The sequence below is a fragment of the Streptomyces recifensis genome, assembly GCF_002154615.1.
GTDB classification, from domain to species: domain Bacteria; phylum Actinomycetota; class Actinomycetes; order Streptomycetales; family Streptomycetaceae; genus Streptomyces; species Streptomyces griseoluteus.
In genome coordinates, this window is the sequence record NZ_MUNH01000394.1 from 1 (window position 1) to 12,696 (window position 12,696).

Here is a 12,696-nt window from a genome sequence, read left to right on the forward strand (position 1 = left end):
AGGCCGGCAAGGACGAGGTCGCCCGCCTGGCCGAGGCGTGGGGGATCGACGGCACGCCCGTGGCCGACGGCGTCGGCTGGCGGGCCGGCGAGCGGGAGGGCGGGCCGGTCCTGCGGGTCACCGGCGCGGACTGGTCGTACACGCGTGACGCGCCCGGCACCGACAACTGCCGCAAGATCACCGTCTGTGCGCAGGACCCCGCCGCCCCGGCGGACGAGCCGGTCGGCGCGGCGGAGGCGGAGCGGGTGGCCCGGCCGGTGCTGAAGGCGCTGGGACAGGACGACGCGAAGATCGACGCGAGCCAGGTGATGGGCGGCCGTCGGGTGGTGAACGCCGACCCGGTGGTGGACGGTCTGCCCACCTACGGCTGGACGACCGGTCTGACCGTGGACGAGAAGGGCGACATCGTCGGCGGCCACGGCATGCTGGCGCGGCTCACGAAGGGCGACACCTACCCGGTGCTGGGCGCGGCCGACACGGTGAAGCTGATGAACGAGCAGCCCGCCGGTGGCCACCGGATGGGCATCGGCGGGTGCGCGAGCCCGGTGCCGCTGAAGGACCGCCTGGAGCAGCCGTGCGGAGCGTCCACCGGCTCCCCCGCCGCGCCGAAGGGCGATGCGGTGACGGTCGAGAAGGCGGTGTTCGGACTGGCCGCGCAGTCGGTGGACGGCCGCCAGGCCCTCGTACCGTCCTGGCTGTTCGAGGTGCGCGGCTCGGCGGCCCGCGGCGCCTTCACGGTGGCGCATCCGGCGGTCGACCCCACGTACCTCGGTTCCCCCACCCCGTCGGCCGAGGCGCCGAAGGAGCGGGGGGTGACGGTGGCGGGCTACCGCGCCGAGGGCCGGAAGCTGACCGTGCGCTTCCTGGGCGGGGTGTGCGCCGAGTACCGCGCGGCGGCGCGGGAGAGCGCGGGCCGGGTGACGGTCACGGTCACCGAGCAGCGCCGGCCGGGCAACTGCGTCGCGATCGGCAAGGAGTACGTCCGGACCGTCACTCTGGACGCCCCCCTCGGGGACCGCGCGGTGGTCGGCGCCGACGGCGACCGGGTGCCGGAGGCGGAGCAGAGCCCGCTGTCCCGCTGACACCTCCGCACACGACGACGGCGGCGGTCCCTCGCCTGGAGGGGCCGCCGCCGTCGTGTCGCGGCTGTGGGGCCGGTTCTAGCTGAAGGAGTCGCCGCAGGCGCAGGAGCCCGTCGCGTTCGGGTTGTCGATCGTGAAGCCCTGCTTCTCGATCGTGTCCACGAAGTCGATCGTGGCGCCGCCCAGGTACGGGGCGCTCATGCGGTCGGTGACGACCTTGACGCCGTCGAAGTCCTTCACGACGTCGCCGTCGAGCGAGCGCTCGTCGAAGAAGAGCTGGTAGCGCAGACCGGAGCAGCCGCCGGGCTGGACGGCCACCCGCAGGGCGAGGTCGTCCCGGCCTTCCTGGTCGAGCAGCGCCTTGACCTTGGCCGCGGCGGCGTCGGTCACGATGATGCCGTCGGTGACGGTGCTGGTCTCGTCCGATACGGACATCTACATCTCTCCCAAGTTGTACGGAGACTGCTTTCCGACCAGTGCAACCGGCGCGCCGGCCGATTCATTCCGGGCCGGGCGGTCCGTCTGGCCGCGTTTCGCTCTCACTTCATGCTCGCACACGGGCGGAAGAGGAGGCAGCGGCCCGGTGCCGGAGAAGCCGGGATTCACGTCACATGGACGCAATGGCCGTCGTCAAAGTGACGTGAAGCGGTTATGATAGATAACGTCAGTTAGACGAAAAGTAGAAAGGGTAGGTGCCGTGACCACCGCCCAGACCCCGCAGCTCGACGTACAGCCGTCTCCGCTCGCCCTGCTGCTGCTCGGCCGCGGGGCCGACCCGAGGAGCGAGCGGGGCGTCGAATGCCCCGGCGATCTGCCCGAGCCGTCCGACCCGGACCTCGTGGCGCGCGCCCGCGCGGCCAAGGAGAAGCTCGGCAGCAAGGTCTTCGTCCTCGGCCACCACTACCAGCGGGACGAGGTCATCCAGTTCGCGGACGTCACCGGTGACTCCTTCAAGCTGGCCCGTGACGCGGCCGCCCGTCCGGACGCCGAGTACATCGTGTTCTGCGGTGTGCACTTCATGGCCGAGTCGGCGGACATCCTCACCACCGACGACCAGAAGGTCGTCCTGCCGGACCTCGCGGCCGGCTGCTCGATGGCCGACATGGCCACGGCCGAGCAGGTCGCGGAGTGCTGGGACGTGCTGACCGAGGCGGGCGTCGCCGAGCAGGTCGTGCCGGTGTCGTACATGAACTCCTCCGCGGACATCAAGGCGTTCACCGGCAAGCACGGCGGGACCATCTGCACCTCCTCCAACGCCGAGCGGGCACTGGAGTGGGCCTTCCAGCAGGGCGAGAAGGTGCTGTTCCTGCCCGACCAGCACCTCGGACGCAACACCGCCGTCCGGGACATGGGGATGTCCCTGGAGGACTGCGTCCTCTACAACCCGCACAAGCCGAACGGCGGACTCACCGCCGAGCAGCTCCGGGACGCGAAGATGATCCTGTGGCGCGGGCACTGCTCCGTGCACGGTCGCTTCAGCCTGGAGTCGGTCGAGGACGTGCGCGAGCGGGTGCCCGGCGTGAACGTCCTGGTGCACCCCGAGTGCCGGCACGAGGTCGTGGCCGCGGCGGACTACGTCGGCTCCACGGAGTACATCATCAAGACCCTGGAGGCTGCCCCGGCCGGCTCCAAGTGGGCCATCGGCACCGAGCTGAACCTCGTCCGGCGGCTGGCCAACCGGTTCGCGCCCGAGGGCAAGGAGATCGTCTTCCTCGACAAGACGGTCTGCTTCTGCTCCACCATGAACCGCATCGACCTCCCCCACCTCGTCTGGACCCTGGAGTCCCTGGCCGAGGGCAACCTGGTCAACCGCATCGAGGTCGACCGCGAGACGGAGGCCTTCGCCAAGCTGGCGCTGCAGCGGATGCTGGCGCTGCCGTAGGTTTCCCCCCGTACGACAAAGGCCCGTCGGACACCTCGTGGGTGTCCGACGGGCCTTTGCCCGTGTGGTGCCGGTCAGACTCCGGCCTTCTCCGGCTCGTCCGAGCCGCTCGGCTCGGTCTCCGGAACCCGCTTCGCCGCCTTCTTCGCCGCTCGGCGCTCCTTGCGCAGCTCCACCATCGCGTACAGCGTCGGGACGAGGAGGAGCGTCAGGAGGGTGGAGGTGATCAGGCCGCCGATCACCACGACCGCCAGCGGCTGGGCGATGAAGCCGCCCTCGCCGGTGACGCCGAGCGCCATCGGGAGGAGGGCGAAGATCGTCGCCAGGGCGGTCATGAGGATCGGGCGGAGCCGGTGGCGGCCGCCTTCCACGACGGCCTCGACGACCCCGTACCCCTGCGTGCGGTACTGGTTGATCAGGTCGATCAGCACGATCGCGTTGGTGACCACGATGCCGATGAGCATCAGCATGCCGATCATCGCCGGGACGCCCATCGGGGTGCCGGTGAGGATGAGCAGGCCGATCGCTCCGGTGGCCGCGAACGGGATGGAGACCAGCAGGATCAGCGGCTGGACCAGCGAGCGGAACGTCGCCACCAACAGCATGAACACGATGGCGATGGCCGCCAGCATGGCCAGACCCAGGTTCTTGAAGGCGTCGTCCTGGTCGGAGGAGACCCCGCCGATCTCGGCCGTGGCGCCCGCCGGGAGCTTCAGGGCCTTGATCTTCGACTGGAGCTGGGCGCTGACCGCGCCGGTGTTGTCCCCGGTCGGCTTGGCCGTGACGGTCGCCGCGCGCTGACCGTCGATCCGGGTCATGGACACCGGCCCGTCGACCAGCTTCACGGTGGCGATGTCACCGAGCTTCACCGCACCGAGCCGCAGGCTCTTCAGCTGGGCCAGCGTGGCGGCCGGGTGGGCGGACCGTACGACGATGTCGCGCTCGGTGTCGTCCAGGACGGCCTTGCCCGCCGGGACACCGCGCACCGCCTGCGCGACCGCCGCGCCGAGCTTCTGCTGGTCGAACCCGGCGGCGGCCGCCTTGGCGCCCGCCCGCACCGAGATGCGCGGCACGCTCTGCGCGAGGTCGCTGGTGACGTCGGTGACGTCGTCAAGACCGGCCACGGTGGAGCGCACCTTCTCGGCCGCCGTGCGCAGGGTCGCGGGGTCGGCGGCCTTGACCACGACGCTGAGGTCCTGGTTGCCGAAGGCCGCGCCCGCCGAGACGGTGACGGTGCCCGCCCCGTCCAGCTTCTTCAGCCCGTCCTCCAGCTGGCGCTGCACGTCGGCGGCGGAGCCGGAGTCCTTCAGCATGACCTGGTACGACGCCTGGTTGGTGTCGGTGCCGCCGCCGAAGGCGGCCATGAAGCCGGAGGAGCCGACGGTGACCTGGTAGTCCTTGATGCCGTCGATCCCGCCGAGCAGCTTCTCCACCCGCCGGGCCTGCGCGTCGGTCGCGGCGAGGCTGGTGCCGGGCTTCAGCTTCTGCTTGACGGTGAGCACCTGCTGCTCGCCCTGGTCGAAGAAGTTGGTCTTCAGCAGCCCGGCCATCCCGAAGGTTCCGAACAGCACGACGACCGCGATCAGCAGACTGACCAGCCGGCGCCGGGTGGCGAACCGCAGCACGGGGACGTAGAGGCGCTGGAGGCGGCTGTTGGCCTCCTTCTCCTCGGCCCGGCGGCGGGCCTCCTCGGCGTCCTCGGGGGTGCCCTTGGGGGCGCGAAGGAACCAGTACGACAGCACCGGCACCACGGTCAGCGACACCAGCAGCGAGGCCAGCAGGGCGGCCGTCACGGTGATGCTGAACGAGCCGAACAGTGCGCCCACCATGCCGCCGACCAGGCCGATCGGCAGGAAGACGGCGACCGTGGTGAGGGTGGAGGAGGTGACCGCGCCGGCGACCTCGCGGACGGCGCCGAGGATGGCCTCCTTGCGCTCCTCGCCGTAGCCCAGGTGCCGCTTGATGTTCTCCAGCACCACGATCGAGTCGTCCACGACCCGGCCGATGGCGATGGTCAGCGCGCCCAGCGTGAGCATGTTCAGCGAGAGACCGCGCGTCCACAGCACCAGCAGCGCCAGCACCACGGAGAGCGGGATGGAGACCGCGGTGACCAGCGTGGAGCGGACCGAGGCCAGGAAGACCAGGATGATCAGCACGGCGAACAGCAGGCCGAGCGCGCCCTCGGTGGTGAGGCCGTCGATGGCCTTGGACACCTCCGGCCCCTGGTCGCTGACGACCGTGAGCCTGGCGTCCTTGCCGAGGTCGGCCCGCAGCTTCGGAAGCTGGTCCTCCACGGCGTCGGAGATGGCGACCGCGCTGCCGTCGTGGTCCATGGTGACGTTGACGGCGAGGCTGGGCTTGCCGTCCGTACGGGTCAGCGAGTCGGCCGGGGCCGGCCGCTCCGCGACGGTCGCCACGTCGGCGAGGCGTACGGGCCCAGCCCCGCCCTGGCCCGCGACGCGCAGGTTCCTGATCTCCTCCAGCGAGGTGAAGCCGCCGCCGACCTGCACGGTGCGGTTGGCGCCGTTCTCGTCGAAGGAGCCCGCCGGGACGGACGCGCCGCCCGCCTGGAGCGCCGGGATGAGCGCGGCCGGGCTGAGACCCGCCTTGGCGAGCTTGGCGTCGTCCGGGGTGACGGCGACCTGGAGGTCGCGCACACCGGTGACCTGGACCCGGCCGACACCGTCGATGTCCTTCAGCGCGGGGACGACCGTACGGTCCAGCTTGTCGGCCAGCGCCTGCTGGTCCGTGCCGGAGGACGCGGCGAGCACCACGGTCGGCATGTCGTCCGTGGAGCCGGAGACGACCTGGGGGTCGACGGTGTCCGGGAGCTGGGCGCGGGCCCGGTTGACGGCCTGCTGGACGTCGGTGACGAGCCGCTTGGTGTCGTTGCCGTAGTCGAAGGACGCCATGATCACGGCGTTGCCCTCGCTGGCGGTGGAGGTGACGGAAGTGACGCCGTCGACGCCCTGGAGGCTGTCCTCGATGGGCTCGACGACCTGCTTCTCCACCACGTCGGGCGAGGCGCCCTGGTAGGGGGCGATCACCGAGACCATGGGCAGGTCGATGGTGGGCAGCAGTTGCTGTTTGATCTGGGGTATCGCGATGAGTCCGAAGACCAGCGCGATGAGCGACATCAGGCCGATCAGGGCCCGTTGCGCGAGGCTGAAACGGGACAGCCAGGACATGGGAGAGGGTCTCTCTTCTGTGAGCGGCAGAAGCTGCGGCGGGACGCGTCTGTGCGCCCACCCCACACCCTGGTCCATCCTCGGGGGCCGACCCGTAGCCCCCAGGTCCATTTCCGGGGCGGGCCGGTACTCCCCGCGCAGTAGGGCGGCCGGAGCTCAGTCCGACCTCGGGCGGACCAGCCCGGACTCGTAGGCGGTGACGACGAGCTGGGCCCGGTCGCGGGCGCCCAGCTTGGCCATGGCCCGGTTGACGTGGGTCTTCACGGTGAGCGGGCTGACCTCCAGCCGCTCGGCGATCTCGTCGTTGGAGTGGCCGCCGGCCACCAGCACGAGCACCTCGCGCTCCCGGACGGTGAGCGCGTCGAGCCTGGCCAGCCGGGCCGGATCGGGGGCGGGGGCGTCGGACTGGGCGAGGAAGCGGGCGATCAGGCCCTTGGTGGCGGCCGGGGACAGCAGCGCCTCCCCGCTGGCGGCGAGCCGGATCGCGGTCAGCAGCTCCTCCGGCTCGCTGCCCTTGCCGAGGAACCCGGCGGCGCCCGCGCGCAACGCCCGTACCACGTAGTCGTCGACCTCGAAGGTGGTCAGGATGACCACGCGGACGTGGGCCAGGGCCGGGTCGGCGCCGATCATGCGGGTGGCGGCCAGGCCGTCGGTGCCGGGCATCCGGATGTCCATCAGGACGACGTCGGCGGCGCACTCCTTGGCCAGTCGGACCGCCTCGGCGCCGTCGGACGCCTCGCCCACCACGGCCATGCCGGGCTCGGAGTCGACCAGCACCCGGAACGCGCTGCGCAGCAGCGCCTGGTCGTCGGCGAGCAGGACGCGGATGGTCATACGGGCTTCCTCTCGGCCCCGGCGCGGGTCTGGACCGGCAGGATGGCATGGACGCGGAAGCCGCCGCCGTACCGGGGGCCGGTGGTCAGGGTGCCGCCGAGCGCGGTGACCCGCTCGCGCATGCCGAGCAGCCCGTGCCCGCCGCCGGTGCCGGTCGCCCCGGTGGCCCCGGCGCCGTCGTCCAGCACCGTGACCTCGATGTTCGGCCCGACCCGTACGACGCTGACCTCGGCCTTGGCGCCGGTCCCGGCGTGCTTCTGGGCGTTGGTGAGGGCCTCCTGGACGATCCGGTAGGCGGCCAGGTCGACGGCGGCCGGGAGTTCGGTGTCCTGGTCGGCGCGGGCCACCTGGACGGGGAGTCCGGCGTTGCGGAAGGTGCCGGCGAGTTCGTCGAGGCGGCCGAGGCCGGAGGCGGGTTCGGTGGGCGCGGCGGGGTCGTCGGACTGGCGGAGCAGGCCGACCGTGGCGCGCAGTTCGTCCAGCGCGGAGCGGCTGGCCTCGCGGACGTGCGCGAGGGCCTCCTTGGCCTGGTCGGGGCGCCGGTCCATGACATGGGCGACCACGCCCGCCTGCACGTTGACCAGAGCGATGTGGTGGGCGACCACGTCGTGCAGTTCGCGGGCGATGCGCAGCCGTTCCTCGGCGACCCGGCGCCGGGCCTCCTCCTCACGGGTGCGCTCGGCGCGTTCGGCGCGCTCCCGGATGGCCTGGACGAAGGCGCGGTGGCTGCGGACGGCGTCGCCCGCGGTGGCGCCGATGCCGGTCCAGGCGACGAGGGCGACGTTCTCCTGCGCGTACCAGGGCAGTGGCCCGGCGAGCATGGCGGCGGCCGTCAGCACGGTCATGGTGAGCAGGCCGACCCGCCAGGTGGTGGCCCGGTCGGTGGTGGAGGCGACGGTGTACAGGGCGATGACGGTGGTCATCGCCACGGGGGCGCGGGGGTCGCCGGTGACGCACTCGATCAGCGCGAAGGTGCCGGTGGCGGCCAGTACGGCGAGCGCGGAGCGGCGGCGCAGCACGAGGGCGGCGGCGGCCAGGACCATCAGCAGCAGGCTCACCACGCCCGGCGGCCGGGCGCCCCAGTCCACGCCGTGGTCGCCGTCCGGTGCGGCGAAGGCACTGCTGATCATGCACAGCAGCACGGCCGCCGCGATGACCGCGTCGAGTGTGAGGGGGTGCGCCTTGAACTGGTACCGGGCGCGTCGGAGAGTGCTCACCCGGTGAACAGTACGGGTCGCCGGGAAAGTCCGGGTAAGGGACGACCGGGACGGGCGGAGAACAGCCCGTCAGGTGTCGGGCGGTGTTCGCCGGGGATACCCGTGGCGGACGCCCGCCGTTGGCCGGGCGGCCCGAGCCTTCTCGTCGGCATGCGGGCCGCCCGGACCGGATGCGTCGTCGTCGAAAGGCAGTGACCGTGCGCCCTCCCGCCTCCCGTCTCCTCCCCACCGCCACCGCCGTGGCCCTGCTGGCGGTGCTCGGCCCGGCCGCCACGGTGCACGCGGCGTCCACCGGCACTCCGACGATCAGGCTCTCGACCGCCTACCTGTCCGGCGCCGTCGGCGCGAGTGGCGACCCGGTGGTCACCGTGACCGTGGCGCAGAGCGGCGCCGACGCCTCGGGGCTGACGGTGACGGCGTCCAGCAGCAGCCGGAGCGCGGTGGCGGGCACCGGGGACGTCCGGGTCACCGGCACCGGCGGCAGCCGTACGGTCGCGGTGACCGCCCGCGCCCAGGGGTACGCCGACCTCACGCTCAAGGTGACCGGCACCGACGGCAAGTCCGCCACCACGACCCTGCACTACGCGGCCTCCCCCGCCGTCCAGCACGCGGCCGACGCCCGGTACCTCACCGGCGCCTCGGACGCCTCCGCCGCCGTGGACGTGGGGGGCGGCTACGTCCTGGTGGCCAACGACGAGGACAACACCCTGCGCCTGTACGACGGTTCGGCCTCGGGCGCGCCGGTGAGGAGCTGGAACCTGTCCTCCGCGCTGGGCGCCACCAAGGAGGTCGACATCGAGGGCGCGGCCCGCGTCGGGAACACCGTGTACTGGACCGGCTCGCTCGGCAACAACAAGGACGGCGTGTACAAGGCGGACCGGAACACGGTCTTCACCACCACCCTCTCCGGCTCCGGCGCCGCGACCTCGGTGGCCTTCGGCACCGCCGGGCACCGGCTGCGGGACGACCTGGTGGCCTGGGACCACGCGAACGGCGACCGGTACGGCTTCGCGGCGGCCACCGCCGACGGCCAGACCCCGAAGCAGGTGGACGGCTTCAACGTGGAGGGCCTGGAGTTCGCACCCGGCTCCACCACCACCGCCTACGTCAGCTTCCGCGCCCCGCTGGTGCCGCCGAGCGAGGGCGGGAAGGCGCTGCTCGTGCCGGTGACCAACATGGACCAGGTGGTCCGCGGCACGAAGGCGGCCTTCGGCACCCCGGTCGAGCTGGACCTCGGCGGTCTTTCGGTGCGGGATCTGCGCCGGAACGACAAGGGGCAGTACCTGATCGTCGCCGGGTCCTGGGCGGCCGAGGACAACAGCGCGCCCTACGCCCTGTACCGCTGGGACGGGGTGGCCGGGCACCAGCCGGTGAAGGTGCTGGACCTGCCCACGGCGGACGCGGGCGGCTGGGAGTCCGTGGTGTCGGTGCCCGACCTGGACGTGCCCGGCGGCCGGGTCCAGCTCATCACCGACGACGGCAGCGCCGACCTCTACGGCGACGGCACCCAGGCCAAGGACCTCACCCACCCGGAGTGGCAGAAGTCCCGCTCGACCTTCTTCACGCTGGGCTGATCAGCCGGGGATCAGCCCGTCGTCGCTGAGCATCTCCCGGACCTCCGCCACGGTGGCGTCCGGGGCGGGCAGGATCAGCTCGGAGGGCTCCAGGGAGTCGTCCGGGAGCGGGGTGCCCAGCTTCCGGACGGCTTCCAGCAGGGCGTGCAGGGTGCGCCGGAAGCCCTCCTCGTCACCGCCCTCGACCTCGGCGAGCAGTTCGTCGTCCAGCTTGTTCAGCTCAGGGAAGCGGGAGTCGTCCAGCCTCACCTGGCCCTCACCCATGATCCGTACGATCACTACGGCCTCCTCGGCGCGGGTCCCGGCGGCGGGCTACTGCTTGTCGAAGCGGGGGGTGTCCTGCGGCTGCTGCCGAGCCTGCTGACCGGCCGTCCCGCCCTCGATGGCCTGCTGGCCGCCGGAGGAGCCGCCGGCCAGCTCGGCCTTCATCCGCTGGAGCTCCAGCTCCACGTCCGAACCGCCGGAGAGGCGGTCCAGCTCGGCCTGGATGTCGTCCTTGGCCATGCCGGACTGGTCGTCCAGCGCGCCGGAGGCGAGCAGCTCGTCGATGGCGCCGGCCCGCGCCTGGAGCTGGGCCGTCTTGTCCTCGGCCCGCTGGATCGCCATGCCCACGTCGCCCATCTCCTCGGAGATGCCGGAGAACGCCTCCCCGATGCGGGTCTGCGCCTGGGCCGCGGTGTAGGTGGCCTTGATGGTCTCCTTCTTCGTACGGAAGGCGTCCACCTTGGCCTGGAGGCGCTGGGCCGCGAGGGTCAGCTTCTCCTCCTCGCCCTGGAGGGTGGCGTGCTGCGTCTCCAGGTCCGTGACCTGCTGCTGGAGGGCGGAGCGGCGGGACAGCGCCTCGCGGGCGAGGTCCTCCCGGCCGAGCGCGAGGGCCTTGCGGCCCTGGTCCTCCAGCTTCCCGGACTGCTGCTGCAACTGGTTGAGCTGGAGCTCCAGGCGCTTGCGGGAGGTCGCCACGTCGGCGACCCCGCGCCGCACCTTCTGGAGCAGCTCCAGCTGCTTCTGGTACGAGTAGTCGAGGGTCTCGCGCGGGTCCTCGGCCCGGTCAAGGGCCTTGTTCGCCTTCGCGCGGAAGATCATCCCCATACGCTTCATGACACCGCTCATGGGCTTCGCGCGCCCCCTTCTGACGGACTCCAGCTCACCGATCCTGCGACAGAACCCACAGTACGGGCCCTGCCACCATTACCGCACCGTTCGGGAAGCGATGCGCTCCTCCCCAAGGACGAGCCCCGGCCCGGCCACTCCGGCGTGAGGAGTAGGTGATCCCCGGGGTGGCGCCCCGCCGGGTGTACGACTCGCCCGGGAAGCGCCCAGGACGTCCCCTCTGTACCCCGATAGACGTCCGGCGTTGCCGGATCGTTCCCCGAGGGACTGGGGTCCATGCCGGTGATGCCCGTACCCTTGGGTTTTGTGTTCCGTAGCCGTGCGAAGGAAGAGAAGGCACCCGCCGACAAGGCGCAGGTGACCGGCTCCATGCAGCCCCGCGACCCGCAGGCCCCCAAGGGTCGGCCCACGCCGAAGCGCAGTGAGGCCCAGACCCAGCGCCGCAGTGTCGCCAGTACGCCAGTGTCCCGCAAGGACGCCGCGAAGCGGCAGCGCGAGGACCGCCGTCAGGCCCTGGACCGGCAGCGCCGCGCGCTCGCCGGGGGCGACGAGCGGTACCTGCCCGCCCGGGACAAGGGGCCGGTGCGCAAGTTCGCCCGTGACTGGGTCGACTCGCGGATCAACGTGGCGGAGTTCTTCCTGCCGCTGGCCATCGTGATCCTGGTCCTCAGCGTAGTGCGGGTGCCCTCGATCCAGAGCATCGCGCTGCTGCTGTGGCTGATCGTGATCGTGCTGATCGTCGTCGACTCCGCCTTCAGCGGCTACCGGCTGAACAAGCGGCTCGGCGAGAAGTTCCCGGATGTCAACCGCCGGGGCGCGGTCATGTACGGCCTGATGCGCTCCCTGCAGATGCGCCGGCTGCGGCTGCCCAAGCCGCAGGTCAAGCGCGGAGAGCGGCCCTGAGCGCAGACGCCGTTCCCGGCACGGCGGCCCTGACGGGGCCGCACACGCCGGGCGAGCTGATCCGGGAGCGCCTGGTCACCCGGCAACTCGACGAGCAGCTCGCCCGCGCCTTCGCCGTCGGGCGGCGGCTGCGGGTGCTCGACGTCGGCATGGGCCGGGGCGCGCAGGCGCTGCGGCTGGCCCGCCTCGGCCACTGGGTCACCGGGGTCGAGCGCGACCCGGAGCTGGTCGCGGCCGCGCGTGCGGCACTGACCGGTGAGCCGGACGGCATCCGTGAGCGGGTCCGGCTGGTGCAGGGCGAGGGCCGGGACACCGGGGTGCACTTCCTGCCGGGCAGCTTCGACGTGGTGCTGTGCCACGGGGTGCTGATGCATGTCGAGGAGCCCGACCCGCTGGTGGCCGGGCTGGCCCGGATGCTGGCGCCCGGCGGGCTGCTGTCCCTGCTGGTGCGCAACGGCGACGCCCTCGCCGTGGGACCCGGCCTCGCCGGCGACTGGGCCGGTGCGCTGGCCGCGCTGGACAGCGCCGCCCTGCTCCCCCGCTCCCGCACCGAGGCCGACGGCGACACCCCGCCGGCGCCCGCCGCCGAGGGCCGCGCCGACCGCCTCTCCGCCCTGACGGCCACCCTGCACGGCATCGCCGCCCCGCTGCACGCCTGGTACGGCGTCCAGGTCTTCGCCGGCCGCGTCCCCGCCGCCCCCGTCTCCCCAGACGACCTGGAGACACTCCTCGCCGTCGAGGAACGCGCGTGCCGCACCGACCCGTACCGGGGGATCGCGGAACTGCTGCATCTGTGCGGGGTGCGGGGCTAGGGGGTGTCTCGTCGGTCTTCGTGGATCAGCCCGCGGCGTCTGGTGCGGTACCTCGGCGTGCGGTCGGGTCGTCCTCGTACGGGACGTACGTGGG

The 12,696-nt window shown here is 72.3% G+C and carries 11 protein-coding genes; 5 read left to right on the forward strand and 6 right to left on the reverse strand.

What is annotated here, in order from left to right; genetic code table 11:
• Window positions 1–1,082 (forward strand): hypothetical protein (locus CCN33_RS32150; RefSeq protein WP_086695035.1); only part of this gene is annotated, 1,082 nt, incomplete at its 5' end.
• 78 nt (window positions 1,083–1,160) lie between these two features.
• Here the strand turns inward: CCN33_RS32150 and erpA are convergent.
• Window positions 1,161–1,517: an iron-sulfur cluster insertion protein ErpA gene (gene erpA / locus CCN33_RS20520; RefSeq protein WP_030807593.1), complete on the reverse strand. Its 357-nt coding sequence runs from the start codon at window positions 1,515–1,517 to the stop codon at window positions 1,161–1,163.
• A gap of 262 nt (window positions 1,518–1,779) precedes the next feature.
• On the opposite strand from erpA, the gene nadA reads away from it, so the two are divergent.
• Entirely contained in the window at window positions 1,780–2,964 is a 1,185-nt protein-coding gene (nadA, locus tag CCN33_RS20525; protein WP_086695036.1) for a quinolinate synthase NadA, read from the forward strand.
• A gap of 74 nt (window positions 2,965–3,038) precedes the next feature.
• Here the strand turns inward: nadA and CCN33_RS20530 are convergent, their stop codons facing one another.
• The 3 genes from CCN33_RS20530 to CCN33_RS20540 form a co-directional block, all read right to left on the reverse strand.
• Window positions 3,039–6,152 carry an efflux RND transporter permease subunit gene (locus CCN33_RS20530; protein ID WP_086695037.1) on the reverse strand — a complete coding sequence of 1,038 codons (3,114 nt, stop codon included), beginning with the start codon at window positions 6,150–6,152 and terminating at the stop codon, window positions 3,039–3,041.
• Window positions 6,153–6,308: 156 nt separating this feature from the next.
• Window positions 6,309–6,986, reverse strand: a complete 678-nt coding sequence (locus tag CCN33_RS20535; protein WP_086695038.1) for a response regulator — start codon at window positions 6,984–6,986, stop codon at window positions 6,309–6,311.
• Window positions 6,983–8,203 (reverse strand): sensor histidine kinase, encoded by a 1,221-nt coding sequence (locus CCN33_RS20540; protein ID WP_086695039.1) that lies wholly within the window; start codon window positions 8,201–8,203, stop codon window positions 6,983–6,985. The genes CCN33_RS20535 and CCN33_RS20540 overlap by 4 nt, the downstream gene beginning before the upstream one ends.
• Window positions 8,204–8,373: 170 nt before the next feature.
• Between CCN33_RS20540 and CCN33_RS20545 the strand changes: the two genes are divergently transcribed.
• Window positions 8,374–9,777, forward strand: a complete 1,404-nt coding sequence (locus tag CCN33_RS20545) for a hypothetical protein (RefSeq protein WP_425275859.1) — start codon at window positions 8,374–8,376, stop codon at window positions 9,775–9,777.
• On the opposite strand, the gene pspAA is transcribed toward CCN33_RS20545, so the two are convergent.
• The gene (pspAA, locus tag CCN33_RS20550; RefSeq protein ID WP_086695040.1) at window positions 9,778–10,056 is read right to left on the reverse strand and encodes a PspA-associated protein PspAA; all 279 of its coding nucleotides are present in this window, start codon (window positions 10,054–10,056) and stop codon (window positions 9,778–9,780) included.
• 33 nt (window positions 10,057–10,089) lie between these two features.
• On the reverse strand, window positions 10,090–10,887 hold the full coding sequence (locus CCN33_RS20555; RefSeq protein WP_086695041.1) for a PspA/IM30 family protein: 798 nt from the start codon (window positions 10,885–10,887) through the stop codon (window positions 10,090–10,092).
• A 306-nt stretch (window positions 10,888–11,193) separates the two neighbouring features.
• Between CCN33_RS20555 and CCN33_RS20560 the strand changes: the two genes are divergently transcribed.
• Window positions 11,194–11,790 (forward strand): DUF3043 domain-containing protein, encoded by a 597-nt coding sequence (locus CCN33_RS20560; RefSeq protein ID WP_086695042.1) that lies wholly within the window; start codon window positions 11,194–11,196, stop codon window positions 11,788–11,790.
• Window positions 11,791–11,861: 71 nt separating this feature from the next.
• Window positions 11,862–12,602, forward strand: a complete 741-nt coding sequence (locus CCN33_RS20565; protein ID WP_208621812.1) for a class I SAM-dependent methyltransferase — start codon at window positions 11,862–11,864, stop codon at window positions 12,600–12,602.
• Window positions 12,603–12,696: the final 94 nt, after the last annotated feature.